The sequence below is a fragment of the Blautia sp. An46 genome (assembly GCF_002161645.1).
Classification (GTDB): domain Bacteria; phylum Bacillota; class Clostridia; order Lachnospirales; family Lachnospiraceae; genus Blautia; species Blautia ornithocaccae.
This window is the reverse complement of sequence record NZ_NFIF01000008.1, coordinates 140,506-162,449: the sequence shown is the minus strand read 5'-3', so window position 1 is coordinate 162,449 and position 21,944 is coordinate 140,506. Positions and strand designations below refer to the sequence as shown.

The window sequence follows — 21,944 nt, the reverse complement described above, 5'->3', positions numbered from 1 at the left end:
AATATACTAATCATTGTGAAAGGTAGCGATACCTAACTTAACAAAAAGAATTTAAAGAGACTTTTTGTATTTAGTTAGAAAGGACAAAGAATATGACTTTATTGGATGCCAAAGAAGGCGAAGAATATATTATAAAAGACATTGCCACAGACGATGAGGAACTGGAGGCCTTCCTGTTTTCTCTGGGATGTTATACAGGGGAGCCTATTACGGTAGTTTCCCATTTAAAAGGCGGATGTGTGGTCTCCATTAAAGATGGCAGATATAATATTGATACTGATTTAGCCAAGGCTATTTCAATATAAAATAAGCAGTGATCCTGTTCACTGAAAAAATTTAATAATTGGCCATAGGTTAGTAAAAACTAATTTTTGTTTGCGCCAACTAATTGGATGAAGGAGGAACTTTGTATATGAGAATTGCTTTTGCAGGAAATCCTAACAGCGGAAAAACCACCATGTACAATGCGTTAACAGGAAGAAATGAACGTGTTGGAAACTGGGCCGGTGTTACGGTAGAGCGAAAGGAAAGCCCGATCAAAAAGGCTTACTATGATGGAGGGGAAGAATTGGTCGCAGTGGACTTGCCTGGCGCCTATTCTATGTCTCCCTTTACTTCAGAAGAGAGCATCACCAGCAGTTATGTGAAAAATGAACATCCAGATGCGATCATTAACATTGTGGATGCCACAAACTTAAGCCGAAGCCTGTTTTTTACCACACAGCTTCTGGAACTGGGCGTTCCTGTAGTAGTAGCTTTAAATAAAAGTGATATTACAGAAAAGAAACAGACAAAAATCGATGTAAAGCGTCTGTCTGAGAAGCTGGGCTGTCCGGTGGTGAAGACCGTCTCTACTTCCTCGGGACATGAAGGGTTGAAAGAGGCTGTAAGCCAGGCTGCCGCCTTATATGGAAAAGGGCAGAAGGCGCCTTATGTCCAGGCAGATATCGACCTTCATGACAAAAGCGCAGTAGAAGCTGCGGACAGAAAACGTTTTGATTTTGTAAACAATATTGTAAAGGAAGTAGAAAAGAGAAAAGTCTTTACAAAAGATAAGACTATTCAGGATAAGATTGACGCGGTGATCACCCATAAGATCATTGGTATTCCCATTTTTGCCGTGATTATTTTCCTGGTTTTCTACATATCTCAGACTACACTGGGAACCTGGATCGCAGACTGGCTGGTTGCCTGGATTGAAACCTTCCAGGGATGGGTAGGCGGAATGATGGAAAATGCCAATCCTCTGCTGTATGCAATCCTGGTTGACGGTATTATTGGCGGTGTTGGCGCAGTAGTAGGTTTCCTGCCGCTGGTAATGGTTATGTATTTCCTCATTGCCCTTCTTGAGGACTGCGGTTATATGGCCCGTGCCACTGTTGTACTGGATCCGATCTTTAAAAGAGTAGGTCTTTCCGGTAAATCCGTAATTCCTATGGTAATCGGTACCGGATGTGCGATCCCAGGCGTTATGGCCTCCCGTACTATCCGCAATGAGAGAGAGCGGAGAACAACCGCTATGCTGACGCCATTTATGCCCTGTGGAGCTAAAATTCCTGTAATCGCATTATTTGCCGGAGCTTTCTTCGCAGACGCATGGTGGGTATCTGCAACTATGTATCTGGTAGGTATTGTACTGGTCCTTCTGGGAGCACTCCTTGTAAAGAGGATCACCGGACAGAAATATCGTAAATCTTTCTTCATCATCGAGCTTCCGGAATATAAAGTTCCTAGCTTAAAGAGAGCCTGCGTATCCATGCTGGAGCGTGGTAAAGCATATATCATCAAAGCCGGAACCATTATCCTGGTCTGCAACACAGTGGTTCAGATCATGCAGAGCTTTAACTGGCAGTTCCAGGTTGTGGCAGAAGGTGCAGAGAGCACTTCTATCCTGGCAAGTATTGCCCATCCGATATCCATTTTATTTATTCCTCTGGGATTCGGCGTATGGCAGCTTGCAGCAGCAGCAGTTACCGGTTTTATCGCCAAAGAGAACGTAGTAGGTACTCTGGCTGTTGTTTATGGTGTGACAAACCTGATCGATACGGAAGAACTGGCGCTGGTGGGAAGCGGCAGCGATGTAGCAACTGTTATGGGACTTACAAAGGTTGCCGCCCTGGCATACCTGATGTTTAACCTGTATACGCCTCCTTGTTTTGCGGCTCTGGGAGCTATGAACTCGGAAATGAAGAGCGGAAAATGGCTCTTCGGCGGTATCTGCCTCCAGCTTGCTACCGGCTATACAGTAGCGTTCCTTGTATATCAGATTGGTACCCTGGCTACTACTGGCGCTCTGGGAACAGCCTTTGTTCCAGGACTGATTGCTATTTTAGTATTTGCAGCTATTATCATCTGGAGAATACGCAAATCCGATCAGGAATTCGCAGCAGAATACAGTCTGCATGCATAAGAAAATAATTTTTCAGCCGGCAGGAAATTCTCCCGCCGGCTGCTTCTTCTTAGTACAGAGAGTTTTGAATGGAGGAGAGGACAGTATATGGAAAATGTGATTGCACTTCTTGTTCTGGTCATTATCTTAGGTCTGGCAGTTTCTTATATTGTGAAAGCCAAGAAAAAGGGCGTGAAATGTATCGGCTGTCCAGCTGGCGGAAGCTGTCCCAGTGCTGGGAAAATGAAGAAAAAGAAACTGGAGGGTCCGGTACTGGGCAAAAAGATCATGGAGATTTCCGGCATGAGCTGTGACCACTGCGTGATGAATGTGACTGCAATGCTGAACAGGATCGACGGTGTCAGCGCTGAGGTGAATCTTTCTAAAGGAAGAGCCGTAGTTTCCTATGACCGGGAAATCGGAGATGATATTTTGAAGGATGCTGTGGAAATGATCGGGTATCAGGTTACCGGGATCAGACAGAAGTAGAAGTCAATAAAGAGAAGTAGTTTAAAAGGCTGCAGTACAAACAAGGTTTGAAAGAAATTTTGCCTTGTTTATACTGCGGCCTTTTTAAATATTTCATAGGCGCTTTTGGTAAATCCACTGGAGAAGATTGATCAATGCGTAGAGCAGTATTGCCATGACGCAGAGTATCACAATGGCCATGATCATGGTGGTAAGCTGGAAGACCTGGCTGGAATAGATGATCAGATATCCCAGGCCTCGCTTGCTGCCGATCATTTCCCCGATCACGATACCAATGAGAGAAAGGCCGATATTTACTTTCATAACGCTTAAGATCAAAGGGACCGACCCGGGAAGGATCACTTTCAGCAGTTCATCTTTCTTGTTTCCTCCTAATGTTCGGATAAGCTTTAGTTTATCCGGGTCTGTCTCGCAGAATCCCGTATAAAGATTCATAATGGCTCCGAAGACAGCCACAGAGATTCCTGCCAGGATAATGGTTTTCATATTGCTGCCCAGCCACACAATGAGAAGAGGGGCCAGAGCAGATTTTGGAAGACTGTTCAGCACTACCAGATAAGGCTCCAGAATGAGAGACAGCCGGGGAAAGGCCCAGAGGAGCACACCGCAGCCGATTCCCAGTATGGTTACCAGTGCAAAGCTTATGAGAGTTTCCAGAAGGGTAATGGAAACGTGGTCGGTCAAGGTGTGGTCCAGAAGCATTTCCCACATCTTTTCCAGGATCTGCCCCGGGCTTGAAAAGATAAAAGAGTCAATGAGCCCGGTTCTTGCAGATATCTCCCACAGTCCTACTAAAAATACAAATAGAAGAACTCTGGAGACCTGTATAAGAATGGAATTCCGTCTAATGGACAGAAGATATTTTTTCTGCCGCAGGGAAACCGGCTCAGAGTTCTTCATGGCGGTTCAGCTCCTTCCAGATTTCATTAAAATAATTTTTAAATTCCGGAGCACTTCGGGAGGCCATGGGAGTCCTGCCTTCCATATCAAACTCTATGGGGATGATTTTCTGCACAGTGGCAGGCCGCCTGCTGAAAACAATGACCCGGTCTGCCATGCTCACGGCTTCTGAAATGTCATGGGTTACCAGTATGGCAGTTTTTTCTTCCTTTTTGATGATCTTTCCAATATCGTCCCCTACGGAAAGCCTGGTCTGATAATCCAGGGCGGAGAAGGGCTCGTCAAGGAGGAGAAGCTCCGGATCAAGAGCAAGGGTGCGGATAAGAGCCGCTCTCTGGCGCATGCCTCCGGAAAGCTGGGATGGCCGTGAATCCTTAAACTTATCCAGTCCGTAATCGGTAAGGAGATGTTCTGCTCTTTCAATATTTTCTTCGGATTTTTTCTTCTGTATCTCAAGACCCAGCAGAACATTGCTGTATATGGTGCGCCATTCAAAAAGATGGTCCTTTTGAAGCATATAGCCGATATTGGTGGCGGTCTCTTCCATAGGCTTTCCCTTTAAGAGGATTTCTCCTTTTTCAGGCTTCAGAAGTCCGCAGAGCATATCCAGGAGGGTAGATTTACCTACAGAAGACCGGGGGAAACAAAAAGGGCCAGGAGGCATAGTATAGCAGAGAGAAGGAAAAGGCGGGAGAAGAATGAGAGACCGGGAAATCCCAATGGAGATCATAGAGCAGGGAGAACTGCGCCGAAAAGAAATCCTGGACTTCTGGGCTGTACAGATTGGAGAAAAGTTGAGGGAAGAAGTGCCGTCAAAAGAAGAGAGAATAGAAATCCTGGATCAGATTTTGAAAAATCTCAGCTACCCTTCTGAATGCCCTTGATTTTGCAGAAAAAGAGGTTGGATTTGCGGAATAGAGATTGTTTTTCGACTATTATGGGGTACAATATAATTAGAAACTACATACGGATAATATCATTTCCTTACAGAGAAAGGCGGCAGACCGCCAAAGGAGGTGTTCCTATGAAGAAAAATCGGTGGCAGCAGTTAAAATACGATAATGAAAGTAAACAGTGGAAACTGGAGCAGGAGAACCAGGAAACACTGGAAGAAATTATCCCTTTTCTTTATCGTAAAGTAGGGATGGTAGAAAGTGAGCTGATCCGCAGGGATTTGATCAGTATGGCTCAGGAAGCAGAAAAAAACGGAGAAAAATTAAAAACCCGGCTGGGTGATATAGAAGCTTTTTCCCGGGAACTTGCTTCAGAGAGGAAGAAATACTGCAAAGAAGAAAGGCTTTACTACTGTCTTTGGCAAACAGGGAAATGTCTTTATATTTTTTGGGGCATTCTTGCTGGAACAATATTTTTAGGCGAACTGTCAATGATAGTGGCAGGCTTAGACCCAACTGTGAAAGGAACGAGTCTTCTTTTTATTCCCGTTTGCATTTTATTCGTTTTCTTAATCTATTTTTGTGATATATATGTCCCAATCCCATTTCCTTTTAAAGGAAAGGCAGGGAGAATTCTGAGGGGGCTCCTGTTTGTGGGATACCTAATTATCCTGAGTGTGCTGGTTCGTTTATCTGCTGCTCTCTGGAGCTCAGAGACTCTGGAGATACTAAGGGTGCCAAACCTGATCTACCTGCCGCTGATCCTGGCAGCCTGGCTGGTTTCAAGGTGGGGGTATCTGCGGTTCAGCCAGTATGTGGAGAGAATAAACCTATAAACAATATACATTACGGAATGCCAGCTTTGGGTGTACAAGGAGATCTTTGTCCCTGGCGCACCCAGGGCAGAGCCGCGAAAAAAGAAAGAAGCAGGAACAGTTCAGATAGAACTTCCTGCTTCTTTCTTCTACGGCAGATATATTCAGAAATTCTCTGGTCTTACAGAAAAAGGGATACTGCACAATATACCAGCAGTAAAGCCATGACCAAATTTACGGCCTTTGTATGCCGGGCAAAGAATCTGCAGAAAGCAGAACCGAACAGGGCCCATACATAGGAACTGGAAGCGCCGATGATGGTCAGGACCAGGACAAAGCCGAAAAGGATCAGAGGAGAGGAATATAAGGGCAGGATATAAAGGGACATGGCGGTAATGGCATAGATGTAGATTTTGGGATTCATAAACTGCAGGAGCATTCCGGCAGTGAAGCTGGCTTCTTTGCCCCCTTCTGCCTTCAGGTCTCCGGAGCTTTTCCATACTTTCCATGCCAGATAGAGCATATACCCGGCCCCCAGTATCTGCATAAGGAGCTTTACTTTGGGAAGAAGGGTATATAAAGTGGCGCTGAACAGGGTACAGATGCTCATAACAAAGAAAAATCCAGCAGTAATCCCGAAATTAAAGGGAATACTTCGGCGAAAGCCCAGCCGGGCTGCATTGCTCATAGAGAGCAGATTGTTAGGGCCTGGAGTATAGGCGGTAATAAAGCAGTAGATTAAAAAATCATACAATTGGAACAATGAAACCACTCCTTCTTTCTTATAATATTTTCATCTTTACAAACAGAGGGTATAATTTTATAATGTAATAAAACGTATACTATACTGTTGAAATTACAATATAATAATATATCTATATCAATATAATGTCAATAGGGAAGTGATATTTTGGACTCAATGAATAAGATTGTTGCAAGAAACGTGAAAGACCTCCGGGAAAAGAACAATCTGAGCATGGATGAGCTGGTCAGGCTCAGCGGAGTCAGCAAGAGTATGCTGGCCCAGATCGAGAGGGGGGACGCCAATCCTACGATTTCTACTTTATGGAAAATTTCCAATGGATTGAAGGTGCCTTTCGACGCCCTTACCCTGCGGCCAAAATCCGATTATGAAATTGTAAAAACAGAGGAGGTCCAGCCTCTTTTGGAAGATGAGGGAAAAGTCAGAAATTATTCTCTCTTTCCTGATGATGAGAACCGGAGATTTGCAGTCTATTATCTGGAACTGGATCCGGGCAGCTTCTGGGAATCAGAACCTCATCTGAAAGGAACTGCGGAATTTATTACAGTTTTTGCCGGGAGCCTGGAGGTACGGACCGGGGACCGGGTGTTTACTGTAGCGAAAGGAGAGAGTATCCGCTTTCCGGGAGACAGGATCCATTCTTACAGAAATACAGGGCAGGAGATGACGGTCCTGCATATGATCTTATACAATCCATGAGAAATGAGAGAAAAGCTATGAAAAATATTATGATCATAGGAGCGGCTGTGGGAGATGTGCTGGTTTATCCGGCGTCTCCTGAGGTTTTTGCCGCAGGTTCCTGGCCGGCCAAGGAAATCCTCTTGTCTACAGGGGGAGACGGACTGAATGAAGCCACGGTTCTGGCAGATCTGGGAAAAAGTCCCTACCTGTGTACTTTACTTGGAAAGGACAAGATGGGAGAAATGGTGAGGGCTCACTGTGAAGCAAGAGGAATCCGCAAGGATTTCCTTCAGTATGACCAGGACATTCCTACGGGACTAAATGTGGTACTCGTCCAGGAGAACGGAGAGAGAAGCTTTCTGACCAATCCGGCCAGCTCTCTGCGGAAACTGAAAAGGGAACACATTCCCCGGCAGTTTCCCGAGGACGTGGGTATCCTCTGCCTTGCCAGCATTTTTGTCTCTCCCTGTCTGGAAAACCAGGAACTGTCAGAGATTTTTGCCAGAGCAAAAGAGCAGGGGCTCACAGTCTGCGCGGACATGACCAAGAGGAAAAAAGGAGAGACAGCCTGGGATATGAAGGAGACTTTCTCCCAGGTGGATTACCTTTTTGCCAACCAGGAGGAGGGCCAGCTGCTGACTGGAAAATCTGCACCGGAAGAGATTGCCCATGCACTATTAGAATGTGGGGCAGGCTGTGCAGTGATCAAGACGGGAGGGAAAGGCTGCTATATAAAAAACAAAAAAGAAGCTTTTGCCATTCCCGGATTTTCTGTAGAATGTGTGGATACCACCGGAGCAGGAGACAGCTTCTGCGCCGGGTTCCTTTACGGACTGTCTGAGAAGAAAGATCTGTATACCTGCGGACTGTACGGAAATGCCTGCGGTGCTCTGGCCGTCCGGCAGGTGGGAGCCTGCAGGGAAAAGATTTTATGGAAAGATGTGGATAAAATAATCAAAGAACAGGGGAAGAAAAATGGATAAGAAACTCTATGAGGCGTATATAAAGATTCTGGAGGAAGAGCTGGTACCTGCCATGGGCTGTACAGAACCCATTGCCATTGCCTATGGAGCAGCTCTGGCCAGAGAGACTCTGGGGAGCCTGCCCCAGAAAGTGATCATCAGCGCCAGCGGAAATATCATTAAAAACGTAAAGAGTGTGGTAGTGCCAAATACCGGCGGCCTTCGGGGAATTCCTGCCGCAGCAGCAGCGGGAGTTGTGGCCGGAAAGGCAGAGAAAAAGCTGGAAGTACTGGCAGATATTACTTCAAAGGAAGTAGAAGAGATCAGCGCCTATCTGAAGGCGGCAGCTTTTGAGGTGAAAACTGTGGAATCCGGCTGTGTTTTTGACATTATCGTAGAGCTTCAGGGAGAGGGACATCAGTGCTCTGTGCGGATCCAGGGACATCATACAAATGTAGTCTATGTGGAGAAAGACGGAGAAGTCCTGCTGGATAAGGATTATGCAGAAGGACAGGAAGGAGAGCGGACAGACAGAAGCCTGCTCAGTGTGGAAGAGATCATCCGGTTTGCAGACCAGGTGGAGATTTCCCATGTAGAAAAGGTGATCCAGAGGCAGATTGATTATAACACGGCCATTGCCCAGGAAGGTCTCAGTGGAAAATGGGGCGCCGGAATCGGAAAGATCTTACTGCTGTCTTACGGAAACAGTGTCCATAACCGGGCCAAGGCCATGGCTGCTGCAGGCTCTGATGCCAGAATGAACGGCTGCGATATGCCGGTAGTGATCAATTCCGGCAGCGGAAACCAGGGAATGACCGCCTCTCTTCCGGTTATTGTTTACGGAGAAGATATGAAGGTATCCAGAGAAACACTGATAAGGGCCCTTGTGGTTTCCAATCTGGTGACCATACACTTAAAATCCGGCATCGGTACGCTGTCCGCTTACTGCGGCGCTATCAGTGCAGGCTGCGGAGCCGGAGCGGGGATTACTTATCTCTATGGAGGCAGATTTAAGGAAATCGCTCATACTATTGTAAATGCTCTGGCCATTAATTCCGGAGTTGTCTGCGACGGAGCCAAAGCAAGCTGTGCGGCAAAGATCGCCTCTGCAGTGGAGGCCGGTACTCTGGGAATGAAAATGTATCAGTTCGGCAGTGAATTTTATGGGGGAGACGGTATTGTGGCCTCTGGAATCGAGGAGACCATCGAAAACGTATCCCAGCTTGCCAGAGACGGCATGAGAGAAACCGATAAAAAGATCATCGACATTATGATCCGCAATCAGGGAAAGGAGAAACAGAAGGAAGATCCTCTGCATATACTATAAGGAACCCAAGGAAAAGAAGGGATTCCTGTGCGGATCGCTGTTTATGTGAGAAAGTCAAAATGGACAGGCAGAGGAGAGAGCATTGAAAATCAGATCTTCCTGTGCCGGGAATACATAGAAAAATATATAGAAAATTCCCGGGAAGCCCAGATCCTGGTCTACAGGGACGAAGGGTTTTCCGGGAAGGACACCAACAGGCCTCAGTTTCAGAAAATGTTAGCAGACATGAAACTAAGGCCTTTTCAGTATCTGGTCTGCTACCGGCTGGACCGTCTGGGAAGGAATCTGGCAGATCTGGCTCTGCTCATTGAAAAGCTGAACCGGGAGCATACAGAATTTGTCAGTATCAGGGAACGTTTTGATACCTCCACCCCTATGGGAAAGGCCATGGTGTATTTTTCCGGGGTTCTTGCCCAGATGGAGCGGGAGCAGATCGGAGAGCGGGTCCGGGACAATATGTATCTTCTTGCTAAGAGCGGGAGATGGCTGGGAGGAAATACGCCTCTGGGCTTTCAGGTCCGGGAAAAGCTTTACGGAGAGGGGAAGCTTAAAAAGGCCTTTTATCTGGAAGTAAAGGAAAAAGAGGCAGAGATTCCCCGGCTCATCTTCCGGGAGTTTTTAGATTCCCATTCTCTGACTAAAACGGCAGAACTGCTGGCAGAAAGGCAGATTTTTACAAGAAGAGACAGAATTTATACTCCTGAAGCCATAGGGGAAATCCTGGAAAATCCTGTATACTGTCAAAGCGGAGAGAAGGCTTATGAATATTTTGCTTCTCTGGGCTGCCAGATGGGGTTTTCCAGAGAGGAGATCAGAGAGGAAAAGGGGCTCATAAGCTATGGAAGAACGGTATCTTCCAGGTACCGGGGCCAGGAGGCGCCTCCACAGGAATGGATCATCGCCCAGGGAGAACATGAAGGAATGATCTCACAGGAAGACTTTTTAAGAGTACAGAAGCTTCTGAAAAGACATCGCCTGGGAAAACCAGGGGAGGGCCGGGTCCAGAATGAAGCCTGTCTGCTGTCGGGATTTTTATTCTGTTCCTGCGGCTGCAGGATGCGTCCTAAATATTACAGAAGGGAGCAGATTACCACAGAAGGACAGCGGAAATTTTCCTATCGGTGCCCCTGCCGGGATAAAACCAGAGGACGGGATTGTCAGGAGATCCCCCTTTTGGGGAATCTTGGAGACTGCCTGGTGTGGAAATTTCTCATGAAAAAGACAGGCGAAGAGTTTTCTCTGGAAGAAATCTTCCTGGAAATCAGAAGGCGAACGGAGAAGGAAAAATCCCGGGAAGGAGAATGGGAAAAGATACGGAAGGAAGCTCAGGGACTGGAGAGAGAAGCCCGGCGACTGACCCAGAGACTGGCAGAAACAGAAGATGGGGACCTGGCAGAATTTCTAAAAAAAGAGATTCAAAGCCGGCTGGGCCAGAGAGAATATTTGAGAGAAAAGGCGAATGGGGAAAAGAATTCTTTCAACAAGAAAGAGAGAGAAAACATTGCTCGCCGGTATTCGGACCCGAAATTTTTATCCTCATGTTTGTCTGTTCCAAATAAGCGGGCTTATCTGGGACTTTGGGCGGAGAAGCTCATCTGGGAGGGAGGAGTGCTGAAACTTTACCTTTTTGTTTCTCCTGAACTGCCGTAGCATTACCGCAGCCTGAGGGACCTACCACGGCTACGAATTCTCCGGGATAAACCTGAAAAGATATATGAGAAAGGGCGGGAGTTTCCCCGGATTTTGTGTGATAAGCATAACTGATATCTTTAATTTCTAAAAGAGGTGCAGCCATAAGGCACTTCCTTTCCTGTGGGAACCAGAGTTCCTTTTTTGTCATATACCATATGATATGTGGATTTTCCGGTACTTGACAAATATAGTACAAATTATTATAGTATAGAAATAGAAAATGAGGAAATCCTTTTGATGACAATATAGGAGGTGCAGAAGATGAAAATCTTATTTTTTGATACAAAAAGTTATGACAAGGAATCTTTTGAAAAACAGGCACTTAATTATCCAGGTATTGAAATTGAATATCTGAAGACGGATCTGGCTCCGAAGACCGCTCCTCTGGCAAAAGGCTATGATGCGGTATGCGCTTTTGTAAGTTCTGATGTTGGAACACAGACTATGGAAGTCCTTCATCAGGCAGGAGTAAAGCTGATTCTTATGCGCTGTGCCGGATTTAACAATGTAGACCTGGAAAAAGCAAAGGAATACGGCATTAAGGTCATGCGTGTGCCGGGGTACTCTCCGGAAGCTGTAGCAGAACATGCCATGACACTGGCTCTGTCGGTAAACCGCCGTATTCATAAGGCCTATGTGAAAGTTCGGGAAAATGACTTCAGCCTGGGGGGACTTATGGGCTTTAACTTCTACCAGAAAACCGCTGGTATCGTGGGAACAGGTAAGATCGGCGCTGCCATGGCAAGGATCTGCAGAGGCTTCGGTATGAAGGTTATTGCCTATGACGTATATGAAAATCCTTCTTTAAAGGATTTTGTGACTTATGTGTCCTTAGATGAACTGCTGGCACAGAGCGACCTGATCTCTCTTCACTGCCCGCTGATGGACAGCACCTATCATCTGATCAATAAAGATACTATTGCCAAGATGAAAGACGGTGTGATCCTGGTCAATACCTCCAGAGGCGGTCTGGTAAAGACCAACGATCTTATCGATGGAATCCGGGCCAGAAAATTTTCCGGCGTAGGACTGGATGTATATGAGGAAGAGACCAAGAATGTTTTCGAGGACCGTTCTGATGAGATTTTGGAACACTCCACCACAGCCAGACTTCTTTCTTTCCCGAATGTTATGATCACTTCCCACCAGGGATTCTTTACTCAGGAAGCTCTGGAGGCTATTTCCAGAACTACTCTGGACAATGCCGTGGCCTTTGAAAAAGGGGAGACTACAGGAAACGAAGTGGAGGCACAGTAGAAAAAATATATTAATCATAGGGGCTGCCGCATTAAATACTTAGGATTCTGATTAATGCGTCAGCTCCTTTTTACAGGAGAAGATATGAATAAAAGAAATTATCAGAAAGAACTGGAAAAGATCATAGAGGAAAATCAAAAAGAAGGCAGAGTTCCCCGGCTGTTCCTTCATAGCTGCTGCGCTCCCTGCAGCAGCTATGTGCTGGAATATTTAAGTCAATATTTTGAAATCACAGATTTTTTCTACAATCCTAACATTTCCCCAAGAGAAGAATATGACAAAAGGACCAGAGAGCTTCAGCGGCTCATTGAGGAAATGCCTTTTCTCCATAAGCCCAGGTTTGTAGAAGGGAAATACGACCCTCAGGAGTTCTTTCAGATGGCAAAAGGTCTGGAAGAAGCGCCGGAGGGAGGGGAGAGATGTTTTAAGTGTTACCGGCTCCGGCTGGAAGAGGCGGCCAAAATGGCTTCCAGGGGAGGCTACGATTATTTCACCACCACCCTTACCATCAGTCCCTTAAAAAATGCCCAGAAGCTCAATGAAATCGGAGAAGAACTGGAGCAGATTTATCATGTGAAGCATCTTCCTTCGGACTTTAAGAAGAAAAACGGCTACAAGCGTTCCACAGAGCTTTCCAGGGAATATGGTTTATACCGTCAGGACTACTGCGGCTGTGTCTTTTCTAAAATGGAACGGGAGAGACAAAAAGCGGACAGTCAGCAGCAGTAAAGGGCGAAGCATTCCGGAAATGGAGGAGCTGCCAGAGGAAAAGTCTTGCGGTTAATACTATAAAGTGATAAAATTTTACAGAAGTTAAAAACAAAAGAAATGAGGATAGAATATGGCACAGTTATGGGGAGGCCGTTTCACCAAGGAGACGGATCAGTTAGTATATAATTTTAACGCTTCACTTGGTTTCGATCAGAAGCTTTATAAACAGGATATTACCGGAAGTATGGCCCATGCTTCTATGCTGGCAAAGCAGGGAATCCTTACGGACGAGGAAAAAGAGGAGATCCTGGACGGACTGAAAGGGATCTTAAAGGATATTGAAGAGGGAAAACTTTTATTTTCCCCGGAGTATGAGGACATTCACAGCTTTGTGGAAGCAAATCTCATTGACCGGAAAGGGGATGTGGGAAAGAAGCTCCATACAGGAAGAAGCCGGAATGACCAGGTGGCCCTGGATATGAAAATGTATGTCCGGGACGAGATAAAAGAAATGGATCTGCTGTTAAAGGAACTGCTGGAATCCCTTCTGAAGATCATGGAGGAAAACCTTCACACTTATATGCCGGGCTTTACCCATCTTCAGAAGGCCCAGCCGGTAACTCTGGCCCATCATTTCGGGGCGTATTTTGAAATGTTTAAGAGGGACAGAAGCCGCCTGGCCGATACAGGAAAAAGGCTGAATCTCTGCCCTCTGGGAAGCGGCGCCCTGGCAGGGACCACTTATCCTCTGGACCGGGAGTATACGGCCAAAGCTCTGGGCTTTGACGGCCCTACCCTGAACAGCATGGACTCTGTATCGGACAGAGATTACCTTATTGAAGTTCTTTCCGATATGTCTCTGATCATGATGCATTTAAGCCGATTCTGCGAGGAAATCATCCTGTGGAATTCTAACGAGTACCAGTTTGTAGAGATTGATGACGGTTACAGCACCGGAAGCAGTATCATGCCCCAGAAGAAAAATCCGGATATTGCAGAGCTGGTAAGAGGAAAGACCGGAAGAGTTTACGGAGCCCTGATGTCCATACTCACTACCATGAAAGGCATTCCTCTGGCATATAATAAGGATATGCAGGAGGATAAAGAGTTTACTTTTGACGCCATTGACACGGTAAAAGGCTGCATCGCTCTGTTTAACGGCATGGTTTCTACCATGGAATTTAAGAAAGAAAATATGGAGAGAAGCGCCAAAAACGGATTTACCAACGCTACAGATGCGGCAGATTATCTGGTAAATCACGGGGTGCCTTTCCGTGATGCTCACGGGATTGTGGGTCAGCTTGTCCTTCACTGCATTGAGAAAAACATTTCACTGGATGAGATGTCCCTGGAGGAATATAAAGCCATCAGTCCGGTGTTTGAGGAAGATATTTATGAGGCCATCAGCATGAAGAACTGTGTGGAGAAACGAAATACTATCGGGGCCCCGGGTACAGAAGCCATGAAACAGGTAATCGAGCTTCATAAAAAATATTTGAAAGAAAATTCTTGACTTTTCTGAAAAGTTTGATATATTAGAATCTATGAAAAATGTATGCGGAAAGAAGACATATGTCTTTCTGGGAAAGGATAGAGGGCTAAAATATGAGTGAGAAATTAAGAGTTGGAATTTTAGGTGCTACAGGAATGGTTGGACAGAGATTTATTTCTCTTCTGGAAAATCACCCCTGGTTTGAGGTTGTAACTGTGGCAGCCAGTGCAAGAAGTGCAGGAAAAACCTATGAGGAAGCAGTAGGCGGACGCTGGAAAATGGATACACCTATGCCGGAAGCAGTGAAAAAGCTGGTTGTGATGAATGTATCCGAGGTAGAGAAGGTAGCTTCTACTGTAGACTTTGTATTCTCTGCAGTGGATATGTCCAAAGAGGAAATAAAAGCTATTGAAGAAGAGTATGCAAAGACAGAAACCCCAGTTGTTTCTAACAACAGTGCACACAGATGGACTCCCGACGTGCCAATGGTAGTGCCGGAGATCAATCCTCAGCATTTTGAAGTGATCAAATATCAGAAAGAGCGTCTGGGAACCACCAGAGGATTTGTTGCTGTTAAGCCAAACTGCTCGATCCAGAGCTACGCGCCGGTGCTTACTGCATGGAAAGAGTTTGAACCATATGAAGTAGTGGCAACTACATATCAGGCAATCTCCGGAGCCGGAAAAACTTTTAAAGACTGGCCGGAGATGGTGGAAAACATTATCCCTTATATCGGAGGAGAGGAAGAAAAGAGCGAGATGGAGCCTCTTCGTCTCTGGGGCGAGATCAAAGACGGTCAGATCGTTCCAGCCAAAGAGCCGGTGATCACCTGTCAGTGTGTTCGTGTTCCTGTATTAAATGGACATACTGCAGCAGTCTTTGTGAAGTTCCGGAAGAAACCTACCAAAGAGCAGCTTATCGAGAAGCTGGTAAGCTTTAAAGGAGTTCCTCAGGAACTGGAGCTGCCAAGTGCGCCTAAGCAGTTCATCCAGTATATGGAAGAGGAGAACCGTCCTCAGGTAAAGGCAGATGTAGACTATGAGAGGGGAATGGGAATTTCTGTAGGCCGTCTGAGAGAGGACAAGGTTTACGATTTCAAATTTATCGGTTTATCCCACAATACAGTCCGCGGAGCAGCAGGCGGCGCTGTACTGTGTGCAGAGACTCTGAAAGCTCAGGGATACATTACCAAGAAGTAAGAGGACTACAGGGAAAATACTATGAAAGCGATCATGCTGGTAGAAAATCAGTCCGTGGGTGAGTGTAAGGCCGCCCACGGGCTTTCTCTTTACATAGAGACCCCGGATCACAGGCTGCTCTTTGATCTGGGACCGGACCGTACCTTTTTGGAAAATGCCGGGAAACTGGGAGTTGATCTGGAAAAAGTAGATACTGTGATCATTTCCCATGGCCATTACGACCATGGAGGCGGTCTGGAAGAATTTCTGAAGCTCAATTCCAAAGCCAGAGTCTATATACAGAAAAATGCCTTTGAGCCTCATTATTCCACAGCTCAGGGAAAAGCAAGGAATATCGGACTGAAGCCGGAGCTGGCCAGTCATCCACAGGTCGTATTGCTGGAAGGAGACTTTCAGATTGACCGGGAGCTGGAACTTTTTACTGTTACAGGTCAGGAAAATTGCCATTCCCAGGCCAATGACGTCCTACTGGATGAGAAGGGGAGAGACGCCTTTGCCCATGAACAGAATCTCCTTATCCACGGGGAGGATCCTGTACTTATTATGGGCTGCGGACATAAGGGAGTAGTAAATATCATGGAAAAAGCTTCCAAGTGGAATCCCAAGGTGTGTATCGGCGGATTTCATCTGAATATCCCCGCCACAGGAAAGGCAGTTCCCCCAAATGTTCTGGAGGAGATCGCAGGCCAACTGAAAAAATACGATACCAAGTTCTATACCTGTCACTGCACCGGACAGGAAGCCTATGATTATCTGGCCCAGAGAATGAAAATCCAGTATCTGCGCTGCGGAGAAGGGCTGGAAATATAATCGGGTATCGGGATTTTAAAAGCTTTGCAGTATATAGGAATTATAGGGGGGCCGAGCATACAGGGGCGTACCGCCGGAAATTGGATTTTATCACGAAATTTTATTGGGGCTCTTCCTGGAGTTCTGACTGTGGCAGCATGGGTGGCAGCCTTTATCGTAAGTGTTGGACTGGCACAATTTACAGTTCATAAGATAGAGGAGACAGACTTCTAGAAGAATAACGTCATAAGAAAAATAATTCTGGCAGAAGTCTGTTTTGTGCCGATTTCATTTTAAGGAGATGAACATGAGAAAAAACAAATACATTCCAATCGTTACCCTGCTCCTTATATTTCTTCTTGCAGCACCTGTCTGGGGAAGAGCAGGAGGAGGGGGAAGCTCCGGAGGCGGCGGCTCCTCAGGAGGGGGCAGTTACAGCAGCCACAGCAGTTATCGTAGTGGAAGCAGCAGAGGTTCCAGCCTTGCAGGGTTTATCATGCAGGCTGGCATTATGGTCTTTGCAGCCAGCGGCGGCACCATTATCCTGATCCGAAAAGCAAGGGCAGCCAGAGCAAAGAGCTGGAAAGCTATGGAAATTTTCTCCCAGCTGGGAGATAACTGGGATTATCGGGAGGTCCAGAAGCAGGTAGAAGAGACCTATTTCCAGGTGCAGGAATGCTGGCGGCGGATGGATGCGGCTTACGGCGCACCCTATCTCAGTGAAGACATGCTGGAAGAATTTAACAGTAAGCTCCAGTGGATGCAGGTCCGGGGAGAGGCGGTGATCCAGAAAAACGTAAAACTTTTAAGCGCCATGCCCGTGTATGTAGAAGACAATCCAGGAGAAGAATATGATATGATCTGGTATCTGATCCATGGGAAAATGATCGGTTATTACATAGATACAAAAACCAGAAAGGTAATCCGGGGAAATACCAGGCCGGAAGCTTTCTTTGAATATTGGAAGTTTGTTTACCGGGGAGAACGGTGGGTGCTTCAGGAGATCAGACAGAAAGAAGAGATGGATATAGATGCCCTGTCTCAGGGAATACTATGAAATATTGGCAGCAGGTGGGTCTGAGAAATTTATCCGTAAATCTTAAGGAAAAAAAGATAGACCTGACCTGCTGTATAGTCTATAATCAACTAGAAATCTTACATGAAAGGAAACGACTATGAAAAAAATATGGAAAAGCCTTCCCTTTCGGCTGATTCTGGGAGTGATCATCGGTATTATATTAGGACAGGCAGCAAATGAGACCTTTATGAATGTCATTGTGTCCCTGCGGTATATTCTCAGCCAGGTGATCAATTTCTGTGTTCCGCTGATCATTATCGGTTTTATCGCACCGTCTATAACAAAGCTGGGAAGCAGCGCCTCCCGGATGCTGGGTGTAGCCCTTGTCTGCGCCTATGCTTCCTCGGTGCTGGCAGCATTGTTTTCCATGGGGGCCGGATATGGACTGATCCCACATCTGTCTATTGCTTCACAGGCAGGGAACCTGAAAGAACTGCCGGAAATGGTATTTCAGCTTGATATTCCTCCCGTGATGGAAGTAATGAGTGCTCTGGTGCTCTCGGTGCTTATCGGTCTGGCCGCTGCCTGGACCAAAGCGAAAAATACGATCCGGCTTCTGGAGGAGTTTCAGAAGATGATCCTTCTGATCGTGACAAAAGTGGTGATACCCATCCTTCCCTTCTTTATTGCGGCAACCTTCTGTACCTTATCCTATGAGGGGACCATCACAAAACAGCTTCCGGTATTTATCCAGGTGATCATAATCGTGTTGATAGGCCACTATATCTGGCTGGCCCTCTTATACGGAGTTGCCGGTATTTACTGCAGGACCAATCCTCTGAAGGTATTGAAAAATTATGGCCCGGCCTATATTACGGCTATAGGAACCATGTCTTCTGCGGCTACCATGGCAGTGGCTCTGAAATGTGCAAAGAAGTCTGAACCTGCTCTTCGGGATGATATGGTGGATTTCGGGATTCCTCTTTTCGCAAATATCCATCTCTGTGGTTCTGTGCTGACGGAAGTGTTCTTTGTAATGACGGTATCCAAAATCCTTTATGGAAGTCTTCCGGATCTGGGGACTATGGTGCTGTTCTGCTTCCTGCTGGGTGTTTTTGCCATCGGAGCCCCTGGGGTTCCGGGAGGTACGGTTATGGCTTCCCTGGGGCTGATCACAGGAGTAGTTGGATTTGATGAGACGGGGACAGCTCTGATCCTTACGATTTTTGCACTTCAGGACAGTTTTGGAACTGCCTGCAACATTACCGGAGACGGAGCTTTGACCATGATCCTTACCGGATATGCCAGAAAACATGATATTAAGGAACAGAAGATAGAGTTGGAATTATAAAGGAAGATAAAAAATGGATCTGAAGGAACTGGAATATTTTAAAATCGTGTGCGAGCAGAAGAGCATTACCAAAGCGGCTCATGCTCTGTATATGACCCCTCAGGGACTGAGCAGGATCATAAAGAATGTAGAAAATGAAATGGGAGCCACTTTGCTGAACAGAACAGCCTCAGGAATCAGCCTGACCAGGTCAGGAGAATATCTTTATGAGCATCTGAAAGATTTTATAGGGCCTTACCGGATGGTGTGCAGTGAAATCCGCTGTATGGAGCAGCAGGAGAAACATGAGATCGACCTTCTTTCTGCCTATGGGATCCTGCGTCTGGTGACGCCAGAATGCATTGCAGACTTCAAAGAAAAGTATCCCCAGATCAGTCTTCACTACCGGGAATATCCGGATCATCAGGTGGAGAGCCGTTTTTTGTCCGGGGAGGGAAACGTGGCCTTTACTGTGGGGAACCACAGCTTAAAATATATGGAAGCCACTTTTATGGAAAAGTTTGAGATCAAGCTTCTGGTGAACCAGGCCCATCCTTTAAGCAAAAAGGAAACGGTTTCTATCCAGGATCTTGAAGGCGAGAGACTGTATATTGAAAGTCCGGAATTCCACATTCACAGTCTGATCGTGGAAAAATGCCGCAAAGCCGGTTTTGAGCCAAATATTGTCTTTGAAACCAGCGGCTTCAGCCTCTGCCACAAAATGGTCCAGCAGAACAAAGGGATTTCTGTAACTGTAGATTTTATTTTTGACGATATGAAACAGGAAGATCTGGTCATGATCCCCTTTGAGGACGGCCCTTACGAGTGGGAAACCTATATGCTCACCAGAAAAGGAAGCACACCCAACCCGGATATCCGACTCTTCCACAGCCATGTAATGAAATGGCTGAAGGATATCAAAGAGAAAAATATTTCCAGATAGTATCACAGATTTGTTGAAGGGAATCAAAGCATTGTTGATTTTCCCATTGAGGAAACCGTGATATGATACAAGTGAATTCACTTATATTATATCTTCTTAAAGAAAGAAACACATCCGATTGGCGTGGGATGTGTTTCTTTTTTTGTGTAACTATTCAGCCATGCGGCTTCGGATAGAGAAAAACTGGCGCAAGCTGGCTTGCAGAAGTTTTTCTCTATCTGAAGACATATGGCTGGCCCTATCAATAAAACGTTGCAGGTACTCAATAAAACGTTGATGGGAAGAACGGAAAAGGATTGTTATAATATAGACAAACAATGATTGTCAAGCAAACATAGGAGGTTAATATGAGTACATTCAGACTTACGACTATCGAAGAATTCGAAGCCGCAACCCAAAGACTTCTGGAAACAGGAGCAAAAGTAGGTGCAGATTCCTGGCAGGCACGTGTTAAGAATCAGACTCCACACTGTAAATTCGGAGAGGAAGGTATCTGCTGCCGTATCTGTACCATGGGTCCCTGCCGTATTACAAAAAAGGCTCCAAGAGGAATCTGTGGATGTGACGCTCACGGAATCGCAGGAAGAAACTTTCTTCGCTTCACTGCCGGCGGAGCCGCTACCCATTCTGACCATGGAAGAGAGATCTGTCATACTCTTCACACCGTTTCTCCAGATGGAAACTACAAGGTAAAAGATCCGGAGAAACTGATCCGTATCGCAAAAGAGTGGGGCGTTGAGACAGAGGGCAAGGATATCTACGATCTGGCTCATGAAATGTCAGAACTGGCTCTGTTAGAGTACGGAAAACCCTTCGGCGTTCAGAGATGGCTGACCAGAGCACCGGAACATACAAGAGAACTGTGGAAAAAAGCTGAGATTGAGCCAAGAGCCATTGATCGTGAGGTTTCCACAGCCATGCATATGACTCATATGGGATGTTCATCCAAACCAGAAGCTCTGGTAAGACAGGCCCTTCGCGCCGGTATGTCTGACGGATGGGGCGGTTCCATGTGCGGAACTGAGTTCTCTGACGTTATGTTTGGAACTCCAAAGCCTGTAGATACAGAAGCAAATCTGGGCGTAATGAAAGAAGACGAGGTAAATATCATTGTTCACGGACATGATCCAAGCCTTTCTGAGATGATCTGTGAATATGCAGAAGATCCGGAAATGATCGCTCTGGCAAAATCTTTAGGCGCAAAAGGAATCAACGTAGCCGGCGTATGCTGTACTTCCAACGAGGTTGCCATGAGAAGAGGAGTGCCTATGGCAGGTAACTTCTTACAGCAGGAAAACGTAGTTCTTACCGGCGCATGCGAAGCTATTATCGTAGATGTTCAGTGTATTTTCCCGGCACTTGGACCTCTGTCCAAATGCTTCCACACTAAATTTATCACAACTTCGCCAATTGCTCAGATGCCGGATTCTGATTTTATCCGCTTTAATGCAGAGACAGCAGGAGAAAATGCAAAACAGATCGTAAAGATGGCTGTGGAAAACTTTGTAAACAGAAAACAGGAACTGGTACATATTCCTCAGTTAAAACAGAAAGCTACCGTTGGATATTCTGTAGAAGCCATCATCAAACAGCTGGATAAAGTGGCAAGCTCCCAGGGAGATGAGCTGGGAACTACAAAACCGCTGATCAACTGTATTACCTCCGGTGTATTAAGAGGAGCAGTTGCCATGGTTGGCTGCAACAACCCAAGAGTACGTCCTGATTCTGCACATATCGAACTGATGAAGAAACTGATCAAAAATGATATCATCGTTGTCCTTTCCGGATGTTCCGCTCAGGCTGCTGCAAGAGCAGGACTGATGGACAAGAGAGCCAAAGACCTCTGCGGCGACGGCCTGAAGAGAGTCTGTGAACTGGCAGATATCCCTCCGGTGCTTCACATGGGCTCCTGTGTAGATATCAGCCGTATGATGGTGCTGGCTTCTACACTGGCTAAGGACTCCGGATTAAATATTTCCCAGCTTCCTTTAGTAGGATGTGCGCCTGAGTGGATGTCTGAGAAGGCTGTATCTATTGGAAACTATGTAGTGGCAACAGGTATCGATACTTTCCTAGGTGTAGATCCACAGGTAAGCGGTTCCTCTGAGATGACTTACTGGCTCACAGAAGGCGTCAGAGACTGGGTAGAGGCTGCTTACACTGTTGAGAAAGACATCGATAAACTGGGCGACGCTATTATTGCAAGGATCGAAGAGAAGAGAGCAGCTCTGGGAATCTAAGAAAGAATTGGATAACTTATTATAAATCATAGCTTAGAAAAGAGCGGGTATGGT

The 21,944-nt window shown here is 46.1% G+C and carries 21 protein-coding genes and 1 pseudogene; 18 read left to right on the top strand and 4 right to left on the bottom strand.

Annotated features, from left to right (window positions below; genetic code table 11):
• The first annotated feature begins 92 nt into the window (after positions 1 to 92).
• The 3 genes from B5G00_RS08615 to B5G00_RS08605 all read left to right on the top strand — a co-directional run bounded on the left by B5G00_RS08615 (position 93) and on the right by B5G00_RS08605 (position 2,878).
• Positions 93 to 305, top strand: coding sequence for a FeoA family protein (locus B5G00_RS08615; RefSeq protein WP_087271461.1), 213 nt, complete (start codon positions 93 to 95; stop codon positions 303 to 305).
• 107 nt (positions 306 to 412) lie between these two features.
• Positions 413 to 2,410, top strand: a complete 1,998-nt coding sequence (gene feoB / locus B5G00_RS08610; RefSeq protein WP_087271458.1) for a ferrous iron transport protein B — start codon at positions 413 to 415, stop codon at positions 2,408 to 2,410.
• 87 nt (positions 2,411 to 2,497) lie between these two features.
• On the top strand, positions 2,498 to 2,878 hold the full coding sequence (locus tag B5G00_RS08605) for a heavy-metal-associated domain-containing protein (RefSeq protein ID WP_087271455.1): 381 nt from the start codon (positions 2,498 to 2,500) through the stop codon (positions 2,876 to 2,878).
• 93 nt (positions 2,879 to 2,971) lie between these two features.
• Here the strand turns inward: B5G00_RS08605 and B5G00_RS08600 are convergent, their stop codons facing one another.
• Together B5G00_RS08600 and B5G00_RS08595 are read right to left on the bottom strand one after the other, a co-directional pair.
• Positions 2,972 to 3,778 (bottom strand): ABC transporter permease, encoded by an 807-nt coding sequence (locus tag B5G00_RS08600; protein ID WP_087271452.1) that lies wholly within the window; start codon positions 3,776 to 3,778, stop codon positions 2,972 to 2,974.
• Entirely contained in the window at positions 3,765 to 4,508 is a 744-nt protein-coding gene (locus B5G00_RS08595) for an ABC transporter ATP-binding protein (protein WP_087271450.1), read from the bottom strand. Before B5G00_RS08595 ends, B5G00_RS08600 begins: the two co-directional genes overlap by 14 nt.
• Here B5G00_RS08595 and B5G00_RS18875 point away from each other — a divergent pair.
• Together B5G00_RS18875 and B5G00_RS08590 are read left to right on the top strand one after the other, a co-directional pair.
• A complete protein-coding gene (locus B5G00_RS18875) occupies positions 4,477 to 4,662 on the top strand; it encodes a hypothetical protein (RefSeq protein WP_162613497.1) in 186 nt (61 codons plus the stop codon). The two genes, B5G00_RS08595 and B5G00_RS18875, sit on opposite strands and share 32 nt — an antisense overlap.
• A 299-nt stretch (positions 4,663 to 4,961) precedes the next feature.
• Positions 4,962 to 5,507, top strand: a complete 546-nt coding sequence (locus B5G00_RS08590; protein WP_140403133.1) for a hypothetical protein — start codon at positions 4,962 to 4,964, stop codon at positions 5,505 to 5,507.
• 160 nt (positions 5,508 to 5,667) lie between these two features.
• Here B5G00_RS08590 and B5G00_RS08585 read toward each other — a convergent pair whose 3' ends face one another.
• The gene (locus B5G00_RS08585) at positions 5,668 to 6,249 is read right to left on the bottom strand and encodes a LysE family transporter (protein WP_087271444.1); all 582 of its coding nucleotides are present in this window, start codon (positions 6,247 to 6,249) and stop codon (positions 5,668 to 5,670) included.
• Positions 6,250 to 6,405: 156 nt separating this feature from the next.
• Between B5G00_RS08585 and B5G00_RS08580 the strand changes: the two genes are divergently transcribed.
• The 4 genes from B5G00_RS08580 to B5G00_RS08565 are packed head-to-tail and all read left to right on the top strand — an operon-like array spanning position 6,406 to position 10,869.
• A complete protein-coding gene (locus tag B5G00_RS08580; protein ID WP_330396337.1) occupies positions 6,406 to 6,948 on the top strand; it encodes a helix-turn-helix domain-containing protein in 543 nt (180 codons plus the stop codon).
• A 17-nt stretch (positions 6,949 to 6,965) separates the two neighbouring features.
• Entirely contained in the window at positions 6,966 to 7,913 is a 948-nt protein-coding gene (locus B5G00_RS08575) for a carbohydrate kinase family protein (protein WP_087271543.1), read from the top strand.
• Positions 7,906 to 9,219, top strand: a complete 1,314-nt coding sequence (locus B5G00_RS08570; RefSeq protein ID WP_087271437.1) for an L-cysteine desulfidase family protein — start codon at positions 7,906 to 7,908, stop codon at positions 9,217 to 9,219. The genes B5G00_RS08575 and B5G00_RS08570 overlap by 8 nt, the downstream gene beginning before the upstream one ends.
• A 27-nt stretch (positions 9,220 to 9,246) precedes the next feature.
• Positions 9,247 to 10,869: a recombinase family protein gene (locus tag B5G00_RS08565; RefSeq protein ID WP_087271434.1), complete on the top strand. Its 1,623-nt coding sequence runs from the start codon at positions 9,247 to 9,249 to the stop codon at positions 10,867 to 10,869.
• On the opposite strand, the pseudogene B5G00_RS19805 reads toward B5G00_RS08565, so the two are convergent.
• Positions 10,865 to 11,014: pseudogene (locus B5G00_RS19805) on the bottom strand (spermidine/putrescine ABC transporter ATP-binding protein); the annotation flags it as partial. The gene B5G00_RS08565 and the pseudogene B5G00_RS19805 overlap by 5 nt on opposite strands.
• Positions 11,015 to 11,172: 158 nt before the next feature.
• Here B5G00_RS19805 and B5G00_RS08560 point away from each other — a divergent pair.
• The 9 genes from B5G00_RS08560 to cooS all read left to right on the top strand — a co-directional run bounded on the left by B5G00_RS08560 (position 11,173) and on the right by cooS (position 21,890).
• The gene (locus B5G00_RS08560) at positions 11,173 to 12,168 is read left to right on the top strand and encodes a 2-hydroxyacid dehydrogenase (RefSeq protein ID WP_087271431.1); all 996 of its coding nucleotides are present in this window, start codon (positions 11,173 to 11,175) and stop codon (positions 12,166 to 12,168) included.
• A gap of 84 nt (positions 12,169 to 12,252) precedes the next feature.
• Positions 12,253 to 12,897: an epoxyqueuosine reductase QueH gene (locus B5G00_RS08555; protein ID WP_087271540.1), complete on the top strand. Its 645-nt coding sequence runs from the start codon at positions 12,253 to 12,255 to the stop codon at positions 12,895 to 12,897.
• A gap of 112 nt (positions 12,898 to 13,009) precedes the next feature.
• The gene (gene argH / locus B5G00_RS08550; protein ID WP_087271428.1) at positions 13,010 to 14,392 is read left to right on the top strand and encodes an argininosuccinate lyase; all 1,383 of its coding nucleotides are present in this window, start codon (positions 13,010 to 13,012) and stop codon (positions 14,390 to 14,392) included.
• Between the two features lie 92 nt (positions 14,393 to 14,484).
• Complete coding sequence (gene asd / locus B5G00_RS08545; RefSeq protein ID WP_087271425.1) at positions 14,485 to 15,570, top strand: aspartate-semialdehyde dehydrogenase; 1,086 nt, start codon at positions 14,485 to 14,487, stop codon at positions 15,568 to 15,570.
• A 21-nt stretch (positions 15,571 to 15,591) separates the two neighbouring features.
• Complete coding sequence (locus B5G00_RS08540) at positions 15,592 to 16,380, top strand: MBL fold metallo-hydrolase (protein ID WP_087271422.1); 789 nt, start codon at positions 15,592 to 15,594, stop codon at positions 16,378 to 16,380.
• Positions 16,381 to 16,666: 286 nt separating this feature from the next.
• Entirely contained in the window at positions 16,667 to 17,416 is a 750-nt protein-coding gene (locus B5G00_RS08535; protein WP_158229634.1) for a Tim44 domain-containing protein, read from the top strand.
• 118 nt (positions 17,417 to 17,534) lie between these two features.
• Positions 17,535 to 18,728: a dicarboxylate/amino acid:cation symporter gene (locus B5G00_RS08530; protein ID WP_087271417.1), complete on the top strand. Its 1,194-nt coding sequence runs from the start codon at positions 17,535 to 17,537 to the stop codon at positions 18,726 to 18,728.
• Positions 18,729 to 18,741: 13 nt separating this feature from the next.
• Entirely contained in the window at positions 18,742 to 19,650 is a 909-nt protein-coding gene (locus tag B5G00_RS08525; RefSeq protein WP_087271414.1) for a LysR family transcriptional regulator, read from the top strand.
• A 347-nt stretch (positions 19,651 to 19,997) separates the two neighbouring features.
• A complete protein-coding gene (gene cooS, locus B5G00_RS08520; RefSeq protein WP_087271411.1) occupies positions 19,998 to 21,890 on the top strand; it encodes an anaerobic carbon-monoxide dehydrogenase catalytic subunit in 1,893 nt (630 codons plus the stop codon).
• The last annotated feature ends 54 nt before the right edge of the window (positions 21,891 to 21,944 follow it).